Annotated in this window: 16 protein-coding genes and 1 tRNA gene; 7 read left to right on the top strand and 10 right to left on the bottom strand. The window is 68.6% G+C overall.

Annotated elements, in window-relative coordinates:
* Positions 1 to 136: 136 nt before the first annotated feature.
* The 3 genes from RJT68_RS07105 to RJT68_RS07095 all read right to left on the bottom strand — a co-directional run bounded on the left by RJT68_RS07105 (position 137) and on the right by RJT68_RS07095 (position 3,632).
* Positions 137 to 1,375, bottom strand: a complete 1,239-nt coding sequence (locus RJT68_RS07105; RefSeq protein ID WP_407039668.1) for a mandelate racemase/muconate lactonizing enzyme family protein — start codon at positions 1,373 to 1,375, stop codon at positions 137 to 139.
* Between the two features lie 288 nt (positions 1,376 to 1,663).
* The gene (locus tag RJT68_RS07100) at positions 1,664 to 2,983 is read right to left on the bottom strand and encodes an alanine--tRNA ligase-related protein (RefSeq protein ID WP_407039667.1); all 1,320 of its coding nucleotides are present in this window, start codon (positions 2,981 to 2,983) and stop codon (positions 1,664 to 1,666) included.
* 124 nt (positions 2,984 to 3,107) lie between these two features.
* Positions 3,108 to 3,632 carry a multiprotein-bridging factor 1 family protein gene (locus RJT68_RS07095; RefSeq protein WP_407039666.1) on the bottom strand — a complete coding sequence of 175 codons (525 nt, stop codon included), beginning with the start codon at positions 3,630 to 3,632 and terminating at the stop codon, positions 3,108 to 3,110.
* A 133-nt stretch (positions 3,633 to 3,765) separates the two neighbouring features.
* On the opposite strand from RJT68_RS07095, the gene RJT68_RS07090 reads away from it, so the two are divergent.
* The 3 genes from RJT68_RS07090 (at position 3,766) to RJT68_RS07080 (ending at position 4,942) form a co-directional block, all read left to right on the top strand.
* Positions 3,766 to 3,850 (top strand) — tRNA-Leu (locus RJT68_RS07090).
* A 268-nt stretch (positions 3,851 to 4,118) separates the two neighbouring features.
* Complete coding sequence (locus RJT68_RS07085; protein ID WP_407039665.1) at positions 4,119 to 4,328, top strand: hypothetical protein; 210 nt, start codon at positions 4,119 to 4,121, stop codon at positions 4,326 to 4,328.
* A gap of 50 nt (positions 4,329 to 4,378) precedes the next feature.
* Complete coding sequence (locus RJT68_RS07080) at positions 4,379 to 4,942, top strand: DUF420 domain-containing protein (RefSeq protein WP_407039664.1); 564 nt, start codon at positions 4,379 to 4,381, stop codon at positions 4,940 to 4,942.
* A 177-nt stretch (positions 4,943 to 5,119) separates the two neighbouring features.
* On the opposite strand, the gene RJT68_RS07075 is transcribed toward RJT68_RS07080, so the two are convergent.
* Together RJT68_RS07075 and RJT68_RS07070 are read right to left on the bottom strand one after the other, a co-directional pair.
* Positions 5,120 to 5,332 (bottom strand): DUF7535 family protein, encoded by a 213-nt coding sequence (locus RJT68_RS07075; RefSeq protein ID WP_407039663.1) that lies wholly within the window; start codon positions 5,330 to 5,332, stop codon positions 5,120 to 5,122.
* A 100-nt stretch (positions 5,333 to 5,432) separates the two neighbouring features.
* Entirely contained in the window at positions 5,433 to 6,239 is an 807-nt protein-coding gene (locus RJT68_RS07070) for an NAD-dependent epimerase/dehydratase family protein (protein ID WP_407039662.1), read from the bottom strand.
* A 339-nt stretch (positions 6,240 to 6,578) separates the two neighbouring features.
* On the opposite strand from RJT68_RS07070, the gene RJT68_RS07065 reads away from it, so the two are divergent.
* Positions 6,579 to 7,043 carry an SRPBCC family protein gene (locus RJT68_RS07065; protein ID WP_407039661.1) on the top strand — a complete coding sequence of 155 codons (465 nt, stop codon included), beginning with the start codon at positions 6,579 to 6,581 and terminating at the stop codon, positions 7,041 to 7,043.
* A gap of 4 nt (positions 7,044 to 7,047) precedes the next feature.
* On the opposite strand, the gene RJT68_RS07060 is transcribed toward RJT68_RS07065, so the two are convergent.
* The gene (locus RJT68_RS07060) at positions 7,048 to 7,728 is read right to left on the bottom strand and encodes an HAD family hydrolase (RefSeq protein ID WP_407039660.1); all 681 of its coding nucleotides are present in this window, start codon (positions 7,726 to 7,728) and stop codon (positions 7,048 to 7,050) included.
* Between the two features lie 391 nt (positions 7,729 to 8,119).
* Here RJT68_RS07060 and RJT68_RS07055 point away from each other — a divergent pair, with 391 nt between their 5' ends.
* From RJT68_RS07055 to RJT68_RS07045, 3 genes are all read left to right on the top strand, one after another.
* On the top strand, positions 8,120 to 8,383 hold the full coding sequence (locus RJT68_RS07055) for a hypothetical protein (RefSeq protein WP_407039659.1): 264 nt from the start codon (positions 8,120 to 8,122) through the stop codon (positions 8,381 to 8,383).
* 122 nt (positions 8,384 to 8,505) lie between these two features.
* Positions 8,506 to 10,665 carry a DHH family phosphoesterase gene (locus RJT68_RS07050; protein ID WP_407039658.1) on the top strand — a complete coding sequence of 720 codons (2,160 nt, stop codon included), beginning with the start codon at positions 8,506 to 8,508 and terminating at the stop codon, positions 10,663 to 10,665.
* 234 nt (positions 10,666 to 10,899) lie between these two features.
* Positions 10,900 to 11,454, top strand: a complete 555-nt coding sequence (locus RJT68_RS07045) for an SHOCT domain-containing protein (protein ID WP_407039657.1) — start codon at positions 10,900 to 10,902, stop codon at positions 11,452 to 11,454.
* A 23-nt stretch (positions 11,455 to 11,477) separates the two neighbouring features.
* Here RJT68_RS07045 and mnhG read toward each other — a convergent pair whose 3' ends face one another.
* Genes mnhG through RJT68_RS07025 form a run of 4 tightly spaced genes read right to left on the bottom strand, consistent with a single transcriptional unit; the run spans position 11,478 to position 14,497 of the window.
* On the bottom strand, positions 11,478 to 11,906 hold the full coding sequence (gene mnhG, locus RJT68_RS07040; protein ID WP_407039656.1) for a monovalent cation/H(+) antiporter subunit G: 429 nt from the start codon (positions 11,904 to 11,906) through the stop codon (positions 11,478 to 11,480).
* Complete coding sequence (locus RJT68_RS07035) at positions 11,903 to 12,193, bottom strand: monovalent cation/H+ antiporter complex subunit F (RefSeq protein ID WP_407039655.1); 291 nt, start codon at positions 12,191 to 12,193, stop codon at positions 11,903 to 11,905. The genes mnhG and RJT68_RS07035 overlap by 4 nt, the downstream gene beginning before the upstream one ends.
* A complete protein-coding gene (locus tag RJT68_RS07030; protein WP_407040339.1) occupies positions 12,186 to 12,860 on the bottom strand; it encodes a Na+/H+ antiporter subunit E in 675 nt (224 codons plus the stop codon). Before RJT68_RS07030 ends, RJT68_RS07035 begins: the two co-directional genes overlap by 8 nt.
* Positions 12,857 to 14,497 carry a complex I subunit 5 family protein gene (locus RJT68_RS07025; protein WP_407040338.1) on the bottom strand — a complete coding sequence of 547 codons (1,641 nt, stop codon included), beginning with the start codon at positions 14,495 to 14,497 and terminating at the stop codon, positions 12,857 to 12,859. Before RJT68_RS07025 ends, RJT68_RS07030 begins: the two co-directional genes overlap by 4 nt.
* Positions 14,498 to 14,507: the final 10 nt, after the last annotated feature.

Genomic DNA, 14,507 nt, shown 5'->3' with positions numbered 1-14,507 from the left:
CAGCATGAGCCACGACGGTGAGGCCCCTCCCCGGTTAGATCAGCGAGAGAGGACCGGCCGCGTTGGCTCGACGACGCACGAAACGGTTACGCCTCGTCGAACAATGCTGAGCGGAGCTCAGCAAGTTTGAGGAGGCTTACGCTTCCTCAAACAACTCCTCACCATCAACCATGTGCTCCTCGACGGCGTCCAGATCGAGCGTCAGGCCGAGGCCCGGCTCCTCGGGGATCTCGATGTACCCATCCTCGATGACGTCCTCTTCGACGAGGTCCTCCCACCAGCTGAGTTCGTAGGAGTGGTACTCGACGGCGAGCGCGTTCGGGATCGCCGCGCCGACGTGCGCGCTGCCCATCGTCGCGATCGGCGACGCGACGTTGTGCATGGCGACCGGCACGTAGTACATGTCCGCGAGGTCGGCGATCTTGCGCGTCTCGCGCATCCCACCCACCTTCGGCATGTCCGGCGCGATGATGTCGACCGCTTGCTCCTCGAGCAGCCGTCGCTGGCCGTGTTTGCGGTAGACGTTCTCGCCGACGGTGATCGGCGTCGTCGTCGACTGGGTGACCTCCCGCTGCACGTCGTGGTTCTCGGGGGGAACGGGGTCCTCGAGCCACCAGACGTCGTACTCCTCGAGTCGTTTGGCCAACCGTTTCGCACTCCCGCCGGAGAACGTCCAGTGGCAGTCGAAGGCGACGTCCGCGCGGTGACCGACGCGCTCGGTGATCGCCTCGACGATCGAGGCCTTGTGTTCGATCTCCGGCCCTCGAAGGTGGCGGTTCGCCCGGTCCTTCTCGTGACCGCTCGGGACGTCGAGGTCGAACTTGAGCGCGTCGTAGCCCAGTTCCTCGACGACGCGCTCGGCCTCGTCGGCGCAGGCGACCGGGTCGGCCTCTTCCTCGGTGTGACAGTCGCAGTAAACCCGCATCTCGTCGCGATACTTCCCGCCGAGCAACTGGTAGGCCGGGACGTCGAGGATCTTGCCGGCCAGGTCGTGGAGGGCGACCTCGATCCCCGAGATGGCGGTCACCGTGACCCCGGCGATCGACCCCTCGCCCGACATCTTCTGGACGAGGTGTTCGGTGAGGCGGTCGATGTCGAGCGGGTTCTCACCCTCGAGGAAGGGTTTCATCCGCTCGATCAGCTCCGGGGCGCCTGCGCCCCAGTAGGCCTCGCCGGTGCCGACGATGCCGGCGTCCGTGTAGACGCGCACGAGCGTCCACGGGAAGTTGCCGTCGACCATCGTCGTCTGGACGTCCGTGATCTGCACGTCCCGGCCGCCGCCGCGCTCGCGCGTCACGTTCATCGTCTCCGCCGAGAGGTCCCGCATCGTGTACTCGGCGTTCGGATCCCGAAGCTGTGAGTAGTCGACTCCCATGAGATTAAATAATTACTTCAAGTGTAGTAATACTTTCCATCGTCAGGGATGCCTAGACGTCGAGCTGAGACACCGTCGACCGCCACGCCCGTCCTACCCACCACGCTCGACGGCTTAAAGGCACCCGAACGCGCTCGAGAACCACGCCGTCGACGACGTCGTCGGTGAACCACTCCGGAAGTTGTGCGAGCGCGTCGACCGCGGACTCGAAGTTTCGGAAGGGGTTATTGACGCAACCTGCGGAAAGATTGTGCACGGTTCGGGGAGATCGCCGAACCCGAGCGGCAGCTAGCGGACGACCCGTCGTCCGAGGTGATCGCGAATCGCGTCGGGCGAGGAGTCGAACCCGCCGCCAACCGCGACGTCGTCGGTTCCCTCGCCGTCGCCGCCGAAGGCGTCGGCGAGTTCCTCGAGCACGGCCGCCGCAGACCGCGATCCGGTAGCACCGACGACCGCGTAGGTCGCGTCGACCTCTCCCACGGCGACGACGACGTCGATCGGTTCGTCGACCTCGATCGCCGCGCGACCGTCCGCGTCGACCCACTCCCCGACGAGGGCGTCGACGACGTCCGACGGCAGGTCGCCCACGGTGGCTGTGAGCCACCGTTCGCCGTCCCTGTCGACGGTCGATCCGCGCTCCAGGCGCTCGGCCGCGAGTTCGCGCTCTCGCTCGTAGAGCCGTTCGGTTAGCTCGTCGCGGTCGGTGGCGACGCGCTCGAGTTCGTCGTCGACGGCCTCGAGATTCGTTTCGAGGGCACGCCTGACGCCGAAGGCGGCGCGCTTCTCCGCTCGCCGGCGCTCGATCGCGGTCGGGCCGACGGCGAGTTCGATCCGCGCGACGCCCTCCTCGGGGTGCGATCGGCCGAGGACGGTGACCGGGCCGATCTCGCGCGTGTTTCGGACGTGGGTGCCGCCGCAGGCGGCGACGTCCCAGGGTTCCCGCGAGGCGGACCCGCCACCGGAGACGGTGACCGTCGCGCCGTTTCCGACGACACGCGCGCACTCGTTGCCGGCGTCGCCCCGGTCGCTGATCGTGACCAGCCTGACGCGACCCTTCCGGAGCGCGTCGTCCTCGGTCGCTTCGTTGAACGCGACGTCGTCGCGTTCGCGGACCTCCGCGACCGGCGCGTCATCCCAGGAGACGGATCTGGACTCCCAGACGACGCGGTTGACGAGTTCGTCGAGTTCGAGCACCGCCGCGTCGTCGACGGTCGAACTCGTCTCGAGGTCGATCCGGACCGTCTCCTCGCCGATGGCGATCCCGGCGTACTCGAAGTCGTCGAGCACCCGCCGCGCGGCCCCGTGGAGGACGTGGCTCGCGGTGTGCGCGCGCATGCAGTACATGCGGAACGACCAGTCGACCGAACAGAGCACGCGCTGGCCCACCCTGAACGACGGTTCCTCGGCCAGGTGGTGGACCTGCTCGCCGTCGACGACCTGCACGTCGACGACGTCGACGTCGCCGATCGTCCCTCGGTCGGCCGGCTGACCGCCGCTCTCGCCGTAGAAGAAACTGCGCTCGAGCCAGACCCGTCGGCCGTCGATCGACGTCACTTCGGTTTCGAACCGCGTCGCGTACGGCTCTGCCGCCGCGCGTTGCCCACTCATCGGTCTCAGTCTCTCGTGAGCCAACAAAAGTCTGCTCGCCGATCACGGGGTCCAGTACCGGCCGCTATCGACACCGACGGCGTCCGTTCACGTGGGTTCGCGCGTTCGCGCGGCCTCGGAGCCCTTATTCGGCCAGGGTCACGTCGAGGCGCTCCTCGAGCGCGCTGACGAAACCGCCGCCGATGCCGGCCTGGGTCGCCCGGCCCTGTTCGACCGCGAGCACGTCCGTCTCCGGGACGCCGAGTTCTTCGGCGAGTTCCTCTCGCTGGAGGCCGAGTTCCTGGCGGGCCTCGACGACGACGTCGCCGTAGTCGGGGACCAGGTACGGGAGCGGGTCGTCGTCGTAGTTCGTTCCCTCCTTCTCCCATCGTTCGGAGTCGCCGTCCCAGATCGGGTTCGCCTTCGCGACGTTCCGGGCGGCCTTCTTCTTGCGACTCGGTTCGTCGCTCGAACGACCCGAGCCGCCGCTCGAACCGCTCGAACCGGACCGTCGATTCTTCCGGGCGTCGTCGTGCGGCGCGCAGCTCGGACAGACCTCGAGTTCGGCGCCGGCGATGGTCGCGCGGCGCAGCGAGTCGCTCTCGGCGCCACAGAGTTCGCAGGCGCTCGCGCCGCCGCCGGACGACGAGCCCGTCGAGTATTTGGCCATGTGAGGGATTAGCAGCAGTCGCATTTCAAATCTCCGTTCCAGCGAATCCGTGACACGATCACGCAGGCACAAGCGCAAAGGAAAGGGCTTTTATAACCGCGCTGGATACGATTGACTGCAGAGTAGCACGCGAGCGTGGGTAGCCAAGCCAGGCCAACGGCGCAGCGTTGAGGGCGCTGTCCCGTAGGGGTCCGCCGGTTCAAATCCGGTCCCACGCATCGTTTGCAAATCCGGGGGATTTGCAAGCCAGCAAATCTCCGATTTGCGTTGCACGCGGCGGGTTTCCCGCCACAATCGATGCAGGTGATCTCCCTTCGTGGACATCACCCACGCATAATCCTTTCCGACGTCACTCCTCGAGGGCCACCGCTCTCGGACGCTTCGAGACGAGCCAAGAACGGCTCGAGCGGGGAGCTTCGACCTCGAGCGACACCGCCGTTCACGCGACGGCCGAAAATACTTGTCGTTCAGTCAGAAATGTAACGTATGAGCCGAAACGGCCAGCGGCGAGAGATCCCCGCACCGGTCGGAGTCATCCTCATCGTCGCCCTCGTCGGGGTCGTCGTCTACGGATTTCTGACCGGGCGGATATTCGCGCTAGCGGTAAGCGCGATCGGCCTGGGCGTATCACTGTACGGCCTGCACCTCTTTTACCGACTGGTGGTCGCCGTCGAACGGATCGCCGAAAAGCTGTAGGCGGAGAGACCGAGGGAAATCGCTTTCCGGGCGCGGTCGAACGATACGGTATGGAGTACGTTCCTCGAGAGCGGGTGCGAATCCTCACGGTCGCGTTGAGCCTCGTCTCGCTCGCGCTGGTGTTCGCCGCGGCGGGCGGTCGAGTGCCCCGGTCCGCCGTTCCGGCGGCGCCCGAGTGGGTCCTCGAGACGATCCCGCACGTCAACGCCGCGATCAGCGCCACGGCCATCGTCACCATCGCCGCCGGCTGGCGGTGGATCCGGCGCGGGAAAATCGCGCACCACCGACGGGCGATGCTCGCCTCGTTCGGGTTGTTCGCGTCGTTTCTCGTCCTGTACCTCTACCGCCTCGTGGCGACGGGCGGCCCGCAGCCGTTTCCGGGACCCGACACGATCTACCGCTTCGTCTACCTGCCGACGCTCGCGATCCACATCCTGCTGGCCATCGTTTGCGTGCCGCTGGTCTACCACGCGCTCCTGCTGGCGTTCGCGTACCCGGTCGAGGAACTCGCGCGGACGAGCCACGCGAAGGCGGGGCGAATCGCCGCGAGCCTCTGGCTGATCTCGTTTTCCCTGGGGATCGTCGTCTATCTCCTCCTCCACGGCGTCTACTGATCGACGAGACGGCGAACGGCCGGCCGCTCGGCGGATGGTGATCCCCCCGAAGACTCGAGCGAGCGTTCGTCTCGAGACGTCCGGCCGCCGCGGAGGTCGGGGTTCGATTCGGCGGTGGAAATCGACGGGGGAGGGGTTCGGTGGTCGGTTCCGTCTTCCGTCGGTCGCGTTCCGTCGCTATTCGGGCTCCGCCCGTCCCCGCCGCTTCCACGAGCGACGCGGCGGTTCCTCGTCTTCCGACCGGAGCAGGCGCCAGAGCAGCCAGCCGACGACGATGACCGGCAGCAGCGGCAGCAACGCGATGGCGAGGATGCCGGCGAGGAGGTACCCGAACAGTGACATCTGCCGGTTCGGGCCGTACCCCGTGGAATCGGCAACGGATTGGGACATGGGTTCAAGTCGGCGGTCGACCGTCTTCGGTTTTTCGAACGGTTTCCGTCTCGAGAGGGAACGGTCTGGAAGGAACCCGCCCGGTCGGACGGAATCGAACTCAGTCCGTTCGAAGGCCGTCCCGGCCGTCAACGTCGTCGTCGAGCACCTCGGCCGCGTCGTCTTTCGGGCGGTACTCGAGGGCCTGCATCGTCTCGGTCAGCGAGAGGAACCGCTCGCTGTTGTTCGAGATGCCGTGTGCGGTCAGCGGCGTCTCTGGGAGGGGGGCGTCCGCGGCCGCCCGGATCACGCGCTGGCAATCCTCCGGGCTGAGCCACGTCGCCCGCGCGTAGCGCTCCCCGGAGCCGTCGCGTTCGGCGCACTCCTCGCGGAGTTCGTCCCGACCGAGCAGCCAGCCGATCCGCAGGTTGACCACGTCCATGCCGGTGCGACGGGCGTAGTAGTAGCCCATCGCCTCGCCGAAGACCTTCGTCACGCCGTAGTAGGTGTCGGGGCGCGGGGGATCGTCGGGTCGGACGACCTCGGGCGAGCCGACGGTCGACTCCGGCTTGATCGCGGAGACGGCGTTCTCCGTGTTGACCGCGTGGTTCGAACTGGCGAAGACGACCCGCTGGAGGTCGTTCTCGGCCGCCACCTCGAACGCGTTGTAGAGGCCGTCGACGTTCGGGCCCCGGACGGCGTCCCAGTCGGCGCGCGGACTGGGGTTGGCCGCGAGGTGGACGAGCACGTCCTGTCCCTCGAGGGCCGCCGCAAACCGGTCGTAGTCGGCGATTTCGATCGGCGTCGTCTCGAGATCCTGCGTCTCGCCGTGGGAGAAGAGCGCCAGATCGTGCTCCTCGTCGGAGAGCGCCTCGATCGCCTGCCGTCCGACGGAGCCCGATGCGCCGGTGATCGCGACCTGCATCATACGCGACGAACGCCGACCGGTCAGAAATAGGCCGGGCCGGCGGGTTCCGGGACCGCGATCACTCGAGAGGGACGTTCGCGGCGTTATCGTCGAAGTCATCGGGCGTCGGCCGCCGCCACCGTCTCGCGTCGTCTATTTTTTCGTCTGCGACTTTTTCGCGTGCGCGTGAGAGCGAGATAAAATTTGCGTTGAGCGGGCGCGGCATTGAGCGGGCGCGCGGCGGCGCGGGCCCTCCACCGATACACCGTCCGGTCGGTGCGGGGCCGAACCCTCTCCGGCCGGGACGGTCACGTTACCCGACCGACACACGCATACACCCGGGGCGCGTCAGTGGTTGACATGGACGAGATAGAAGTGTTCGCCGAGATCGACGCCCCGGCCTCGGTCGTCTGGGACGTCCTCCTCGAGTTCGACAGCTACCCGGAGTGGAACCCGTTCGTCCGCTCGATCGAGGGCGTCCCCCTCGAGGGCGAGCGCCTGCAGGTGCGCCTCGAGCCGCCCGACTCGCGGGCGGTGACGTTCAGCCCGGAGGTGGTCCTGGTCGAGGAGAACCGACGGCTCGTCTGGCGCGGACGCCTCCTCGTTCCGTTCGCCTTCGACGGCTACCACGAGTTCCTCCTCCGGCCGATCGACGGCGGAAAGCGAACGCGGTTGCTCCAGCGCGAGACGTTCCGCGGCGCGCTGGTTCCCCTCCTGTTGAACGAGGAGCGGATCGCACGGGGCTTCCGCGAGATGAACGAGGCGATCAAGCGCCGGGCCGAGGCTCGAGCGACCGCGAACGCCGACGCGAACGCGGCCGCCTGACGACTCAGAGCAGCTCCGGAATCGACCGCAGCGACCCGATCACGTGGGTCGGATCGATCTCGAGGTCCGCGGGATCGGTCGGGTCCGCGGCCCCCTCGTCGGCCCGCCTGAGGTACGCCGAGTCGACGCCGGCCGCGTCGGCCGCCCGCACGTCGACCACGTTGTCCCCGACGAACAGCGGTTCCTGGGCCCCCAGATCCTCGATCGCCCGCTCGAGGTAGTGCGGCGACGGCTTCTTGCGCTCGATCCCCGCGAGCGTCGGCTCCCGGCCGTACCAGACCTCGAACTCGACCGGAAGGTCGGCGTGCTCGAGGACGTTCCGAATCGTCTCGTGTTGGTTGTTGCTCACGATGCCGAGTCCGATCGGCACCGACTCCGATAGCGCTTCGAGCGCGTCGACGTCGTCGTACGACCGTTTCCGACCGGTTCGGAGCTCCTCGCGTTGGGCGTCGATCGCCGCGCGCTCGCGGGCGCGCCAGAGAGACTCCGGGTCGACCCCGTGGGCGTCGGCGATCTCACGGAGGCAGGTGACGGTTGGCCCGAACAGGGTCCGGACGTCACCTTCGGCCGGTGAGTCGGCGCCGACCGACTCGAGGGCGGATCGGATCGCCTCGGCCAGTACGTCGCGGTCCGTCGGCGTCGTCAACACGCCGTCGTTGTCGAAGACGACTGCGTCGTATCGCATCCGCTCCCCTCTTGGCGCCGATCGGATTTCGGTGTTTCCGTCGCGTCGACCGACCGCCGAACGCGTGCGGTCACCGGGTTGGACGATCACCACCATTTATAGTCGGTTTCTCCAAACGAAAACCGACCGCGTATGACACACCGCGCGGTCGATGTGACGCGAGTCGCCGCACGTTCACGTTCCCGGCCGCCCCACGATGCGGTCGGGCGGACGGGTGCGACCGGCCGAGTTTCCACGCGAGTCGTCGGGGGCCACGGCCGACGGACGCGCGATCGCACGGGGTACACCCCCGTCCGTCGGAGACCCTCCGACCGCTCCGGGCCGAAGGGGCCGCCGGTCGACGGTGAGGCGATGCGTGTCGTTTTTTAGTCGGACCCCGTAGGAGCCGACCATGCTCACGCTGACGATCGAGGAGTTCATGATGGAGTTGAACGAGGGGTCGATCAAGAACGTCGGGCCGACGAACAAGGCGGCGACGGTCAAGCTGTTCGACGTCGAGTCGGCCGAGGCGAGGGAGTTCGGCGACAAGCGCGTCAAGCTCGTCTTCGAGGACGCGGACGGCAACGAGGTACAGGTCTCGCTCTTTCCGGACGACGTGCGCAAGATCGTCTCCGACGTGGAGGCGATGGCGGACGATTCACCCGTTTTCGAGTGAACGACCGATCGAAAACGCGATAGCGAGCGCGAGGAGCGCCGCGGAGACGGAGCGGGTCGTCGTCGCGGCGGTCGGACACATTTCGACAACCGTTTTAGGCGGAACCTGCTTGGTTCGAGTAGATGGGTAACTGTATCATCTGCGGCACTCCCGTCGACGGCGAGATCTGCGAGAGTCACGAGGAGGACGCCGTGTTCGAATTTCGCGGCGACTCCCCCTCGCAGCTCGTCCCCGGTCGGTACTACCGCGGGACCGTCGATGGGTACGCCGACTTCGGTGTCTTCGTAGACATCGGCGACCACGTAACCGGTCTGTTGCACAGGAGCGAACTCGACCGACGCCTCGAGAGCCTCGAGTGGGAACCCGGAGACGGGGCCTACGTGCAGGTCCTCGACGTCAGAGAGAACGGAAACGTCGACCTCGGGTGGTCGATCCGCCAGGACGAACGCGAGTTTCGCGGCTCGCTGGTCCAGACGGCCGACGGCGAGTACCGTCCGGAGGACTACCACGACGAGGACGACGGTGAGGCCGAGAGCGCCGAGACGGAAGCCGAGGTAGGCGCCGCCGAGGCCGACGCCGTCGAGGACGACACCGACGCGCGCGAAGCGTCCGCGGCCACGAACGGTAGCGGAACCGCCGAGTCGAGCGGGTCGACCGACACGGCCGGATCGGCCACGGACTCCCCGTCGGGGTCGAAACCGTCGCCCTCGGCCGTGGCGACCGCCAAGACAACGACGCCCACGACCGCGACCGAGTCCGAGACCGAGGCGGCGCTCAAGCGGACCACCGTCGACGCCATCGAGGATCAGGTCGGCACCGTCGTCCGTCTCGAGGGCGAGATCACCGGGATCCGCCAGACCAGCGGGCCGACCGTCTTCGAACTCCGGGACGAAACCGGCACGGTCGAGTGCGCCGCGTTCGAGGAAGCTGGCGTTCGCGCCTACCCCACGGTCGAACTCGACGATGCCGTCGCCCTCGAGGGCGAGGTCGAACGCCATCACGGCGAGTTGCAGGTCGAGACCGAGTCGCTCGAGGTGCTCGAGGACGACGAGCGCGAGGAGGTCCTCGACCGCCTCGAGGCCGCCATCGAGGAGGAGGCCCGTCCGGCGATCGTCGAGTTCCTCGCCGAGGACGCCGCCGTCGAGGCGGTCGGCGACGAGATCATCGACGCGGCGACGGCCATCCGGCGCGCGGTGATGGAGGCCCGCCCGATCGTCGTCCGCCACGGTGCGACCGCCGACGGCTACGTCGCCGGCGCCGCCATCGAGCGCGCCGTCCTGCCGCTGATCCGCGAGAAGCACACCCGCGAGGACGCGGAGTACCACTACTTCGAACGCCGACCGCTCGACGGGCGCGTCTACGGCATGGACGCCGCCACCGGCGACGTCACCTCGATGCTCGAGGCCCGGGACCGCCACGGCGAGCAACTGCCGCTGGTCGTCCTCGTCGACGTCGGGTCGACCGTGGAGTCGGTCGACGGCTACGAGTTGCTCTCGCTGTACGACGCCGAGGCGCTCGTGATCGACGACAGCCGCGCGGACGAGGCGGTCGCCGAGGCGGTCTCGACGGGCGTCGTCCCGTCGCTGGCCGACGCCGACGTCGAGCGCCTCACCTCGACCGTCCTCGCGGCGAACGTCGCCGCCCACGTCAACGACGAGGTGCGCGCCGACCTCGAGCACCTCCCGGCCGTCAGCTACTGGGAGGGCGCCCCGCAGGCGTACCTCGACCTCGCGACCGAGGCCGGCTACGACGAGACGGCCGTGACCGAACGGCGCGAAGCCGTCGCGCTCGAGGCCTACTACCAGTCGTACAAGGACAAGCGGGAACTCGTGATCGACCTGCTGTTCGACGACGACGGCGACCTCGCCGCCCACGTCTCCGGGCAGTTCCGCGCGAAACTCGAGACGGAACTCGAGACGGCCCGCGAGAACCTCACGATCCGGGGGCTCGAGGGCGTCACGATCACCGTCCTCGACACGGCGGCGTTCACCCACCGGTACAACTTTCCGACGACGACGCTGCTGCTCGACGCGCTCCACCGCAGCGAGCGAAGCCGCGCCGACCCGCCGTTCGTCACCCTCGGCGTCGGCACCGACGAGCTCCACGTCCGCGCCACCGAACCCGTCAACGTTCGGGATCTCGGCGCGGCGATCGAGGAGGCCGCCCCCGACGCCGGCGTCCGGGTCGTCGGCGGCCGTGACGGCCACGTCGAGTTCCTCGCCGGCGAGCGTGAGGCGGTCCAGGAGGCCGCCATCGAGGCCCTCGGCGAACTGCTCGGCTGAACGCTCGAGGCGCGCGGCGACGACCGACGGTCCGCACCGTTCTCCCGATCACCGATCGCCCGCGAGTGGCGACGCTCGCGCCGGCCTTCCGATTCGACCGTTCGACACGGGCGCTCGAGTCCGGTCCGATTCGATTCGTTCCGTCCCAATCGACGGCGGACGCGAGCGATCAGCGCCGACGAGGTGTGAGAGTGGGAAACGGCTATCAGCCGTGGATGTGAATATACTGACGAAATGGAGGACGCGCGGACGCGGGCTCGAGAGAACGCCACGGAGATCGCATCACTCCTCGTCACCGGGATTTGGCTCTTCGCGCTGCTCGCCGGGTGGTCGTGGTGGCTCCCGTTCCTGCTGTTCGGGTACATCGTCGTCGTTCCGATCGTCGCGCTGCTGTTCGGCGACGAGGATGACCGACGCGAGTGGTGGGACGACTGGGCCGGAGGCTGGGGGTGGACGTCCGAGGAACCGGAGATCGAATCGACCGGCGAGGGAGGGACGGTCGGCCGCGAGTACGGAACCGGAGATCGGAACCGCTCGAGGGACACCCGCGACGCCCTCGAGACGCTGCGCGACCGGTACGCCGCGGGCGAGTTGACCGACGAACAGTTCGAGCGCAAACTCGAGCGACTGCTCGAGACGGAGACGCTCGAGGACGCCGACGAGTGGGTTCGAGGGCGCGAGTGGGAGCGAGAGCGAGACCGGGGCCCCGATCGGGAGCGGCCGGCGGACCCGAGACGGGGGCGGCCGGCCGGCCCGGAGAGCGATCGCGAACCGGAGTACGAGCGCTGAGTCGTCCGCCGCGTCGTCCCGCTTCAGGCGTCGGCGTCGTCCGTGGCGGATCGATCGTCGGTCTCGAGGGCGCGCTCTCGGTCGCGCCTCGCGGCCTCCTCGTCGGGCCACGTCACGCTGCCGAGGAAGGGGATGCCGGTCCGCTCGGCCGAGCGGGCGATCATGTGCGCGCCCGTCGGGACCGTCAGGAAGAGGAAGGCGATCCCGACGAGGGCGGTGAGCCCCTCCTCCCCGGGGCCGAAGGTGACGAACGCCGCGAGGAAGATCGCCGCCGTGCCGAGGGTCGTGGGCTTGCTCGTCGCGTGCATCCGGTTGTAGACGTTCGGGAACCGCAGCAGGCCGACGGTCCCGACCGTCAGGAAGAAACAGCCGACGGCCACCAGCGCGATCACGACCGCGTCGCCGATCGACAGTCCGCCGGCGATCGGACTCGAGAGGGCGATCGGGATCACTCGATCACCTCCCCTTCGATGACGTACTTCGCGACGGCGACGGTCGCGACGAACCCGATGATCGCCAGCACGAGGCTCACCGTCACGAACAGGCCGCGCCGCGTGAGGAGGGCGAACAGCGTGGCGATCGCGACCACGTTCGTCGAGATGGCGTCGAGGGCGACCACCCGGTCCGGCACCGTCGGCCCCCTGACGACCCGGTAGCTACAGAGCACACAGAGGAATGCGACGAGCGCGAGCGCGGCGCGTACCGTCCACTCGAGGGCGACCGGATCGGCGTCAGTCACGGCCGCCGTCACCCCCTTCGATCTCGACTTCGCCCGTTCGTTCGCCTTCGTCGTCGTCCGATTCGGACGCCGACTCCGTGTCGCGGAGTCGCTCCCACCGACGCTGCCGATCGCCGCCGCTGACGACGATTTCGGGCGGCGGGCTGTCGGGCGAGCGCCGTTCGTCGAAGATCCGGAGCGCGTTTCGCTCCCACGTCCGGATGGGCGCGACGATCGCCTCCGGATCGCGGCCGTCGATCGCGTGGACGAACAGCGCGTTCGCCTCCTCGTCGTGATCGAGGGTGACCGTCCCCGGGGTGACCGTGATGCTGTTGGCGATGGTCGTCACCGCGAGGTCCGTCTCGACCCGGAGCGGGATCAGGATCACCTCCGGTTCGATCGTCGTTCCGGGGAGGAGGACGCGGGCGGCCACGTCGACGTTCGCGCGGACGATCTCCCAGGAGAACGCCGCGAAGTAGAGGGCGGCGTACGGCGCGGCGTAGACGAGTCGTCCGACGTCGATTCGCGGGGGATAGAGTCGCCGGAAGACGAAGGCGACGGGCAACCCGACGAGGAGTCCCGCGAGGAACTGGCCGACGACCACCGTCGGCGTCAGTTCGGCCCCGCGGACGAAGATCCACAGGACGGCGAACCCGATTCCCGCGAGGAACCAGCTTCGAACGTTCAGCGGCCGCCACCTCCGTTTCCGCCGTTACCGCCGTTTCCGCCGCCTCCGGCGCCGCTCGGGTCGTCGACGGCCGGCGCGCCGGGATCGACCGCGTCGACGTACGCCTCCGAGTCGAGCGCGGCGGTCGCGGCGGCGTCTGCGAACCGATAGATCGGCTCGAACCCGACGCCGACGGCGAGGATCGCCCCCGCGAGAGCCGTGAGGACGGCCACCTGAACGGAGTCGACGGTCGCCTCGCGCACGATCGCCGGTCGAACGCCCCAGAACCCCATGTTCCACGCCCGCGTCGCGTACGCGATCGTCAGCAGGGAACCGGCGAGGAGGAGGGCGACGACCGACGGCGCGCCCGCTCGAGCGGCCGCGTCGAAGACGAGGAACTTCCCGAAGAAGCCCGACAGCGGCGGGATCCCCACGAGCGCGAGGGAGGCCACCAGGAAGGCGATTCCGAGGGGCGGGGACCGTCTCGCGAGTCCGCCGAGGTCGGCGAGTTGGCTCGTCCCGGTGGCGTCGCGGATCGTACCGACAGAGAGGAAGAGCAGCCCCTTCGCCAGCGTGTGATTGAGCGCGTAGACGAGCGCGGCGAGGATCCCGAGGTGGCGGAGTTCCGGACTCGTCGTCGTTGCGGCGATGGCGACGGGCGTCGCGATGAACCCGATCTGTCCGATGCTCGAGTAGGCGAGCACGCCCTCGAGCGAGTCGCGGCCGACGGCGCCGATCCCGCCGACGAGCAGGCTGGCCGCGGCCATCGCGAGCAGGACCGCGCCGACGAACGGGAGGGGCGAGTCCCCGGCGAGGACGGCGCCGACCCCCGGTACCTCGAGGGAGACGCCCACCTGCGCGCCGGCGAAGACGGTGAACGTGAGCCTGACGATGGCGTAGATGCCGACTTTCTTGGTCGCGCCGGCCAGCAGGGCGGTGATCTGGGGCGGCGCGGCCCGGTAGGCGGTCGGAATCCAGAACTGAAAGGGGACGAGTCCCCCCTTGATCGCGAACACCGACAGCAAGAGCGCGAAGAGGCCGACGACCGGCGCGGGATCGATCCCGTAGGCCGTCGGATCGGCGAGTCGCATCGCCAGATCTGCCATGTTGAGCGTCCCCGTCGTGGCGTAGATGCCGCCGACGCCGAGCAGGAAGATGGCGCTCGCGAGCAGGTTGAGCGCGACGTACCAGAAGGCCGCGCGGGTGTGCTCGGGGCCGCCGTAGTAGGCGACGAAGACGTAGCTCGCCATCAGCATCACCTCGAACCAGACGAAGAGGTTGAAGAGGTCGCCCGTGAGGAACGCGCCGGTTACCCCGAGCGCCAGGAAGTGAAACAGGGGAAGGTAGTACGGTCGCCGGGCGGCCCGCGAGACGCTCCGCGTCGAGACGACGAGCGAGGCGATGCCGATGGTCGCGACCATCGTCAGCATGAACGCCGAGAGGCCGTCGGCCACGAGCGTGATCCCGAACGGCGCGGGCCACTCCCCCACCTGGTAGGTCGCGATCCCCGGCGCGTCGGGGGCGAGCACGACGTACCAGTCGATCGCCGCGACGGCGACCGCGTAGGCGCCGCCCGCGGCGAGGCTCACGGCCGCTCGAGCGCGCGGGCGACGGCCGAGCAACAGGGTCCCGACGGCCGCGAAGAGGACGACGAGCATCGGCGCGACC

The sequence above is a fragment of the Halovalidus salilacus genome (assembly GCF_031852275.1).
GTDB classification, from domain to species: domain Archaea; phylum Halobacteriota; class Halobacteria; order Halobacteriales; family Natrialbaceae; genus Halovalidus; species Halovalidus salilacus.
Note: the sequence above shows the minus strand (reverse complement) of the source record. Positions and strands in the feature narration are given on the sequence as shown.

Coding starts and splice junctions, on each gene's coding strand:
- RJT68_RS07085 (WP_407039665.1), top strand. CDS start 4,119: ATGAGCCGAAACGGCCAGCGGCGAGAGATCCCCGCACCGGTCGGAGTC.
- RJT68_RS07065 (WP_407039661.1), top strand. CDS start 6,579: ATGGACGAGATAGAAGTGTTCGCCGAGATCGACGCCCCGGCCTCGGTC.
- RJT68_RS07045 (WP_407039657.1), top strand. CDS start 10,900: ATGGAGGACGCGCGGACGCGGGCTCGAGAGAACGCCACGGAGATCGCA.
- RJT68_RS07075 (WP_407039663.1), bottom strand. CDS start 5,332: ATGTCCCAATCCGTTGCCGATTCCACGGGGTACGGCCCGAACCGGCAG.
- RJT68_RS07055 (WP_407039659.1), top strand. CDS start 8,120: ATGCTCACGCTGACGATCGAGGAGTTCATGATGGAGTTGAACGAGGGG.
- RJT68_RS07095 (WP_407039666.1), bottom strand. CDS start 3,632: ATGGCCAAATACTCGACGGGCTCGTCGTCCGGCGGCGGCGCGAGCGCC.
- RJT68_RS07070 (WP_407039662.1), bottom strand. CDS start 6,239: ATGATGCAGGTCGCGATCACCGGCGCATCGGGCTCCGTCGGACGGCAG.
- RJT68_RS07050 (WP_407039658.1), top strand. CDS start 8,506: ATGGGTAACTGTATCATCTGCGGCACTCCCGTCGACGGCGAGATCTGC.
- RJT68_RS07100 (WP_407039667.1), bottom strand. CDS start 2,983: ATGAGTGGGCAACGCGCGGCGGCAGAGCCGTACGCGACGCGGTTCGAA.
- RJT68_RS07105 (WP_407039668.1), bottom strand. CDS start 1,375: ATGGGAGTCGACTACTCACAGCTTCGGGATCCGAACGCCGAGTACACG.
- RJT68_RS07080 (WP_407039664.1), top strand. CDS start 4,379: ATGGAGTACGTTCCTCGAGAGCGGGTGCGAATCCTCACGGTCGCGTTG.
- RJT68_RS07025 (WP_407040338.1), bottom strand. CDS start 14,497: ATGCTCGTCGTCCTCTTCGCGGCCGTCGGGACCCTGTTGCTCGGCCGT.
- RJT68_RS07060 (WP_407039660.1), bottom strand. CDS start 7,728: ATGCGATACGACGCAGTCGTCTTCGACAACGACGGCGTGTTGACGACG.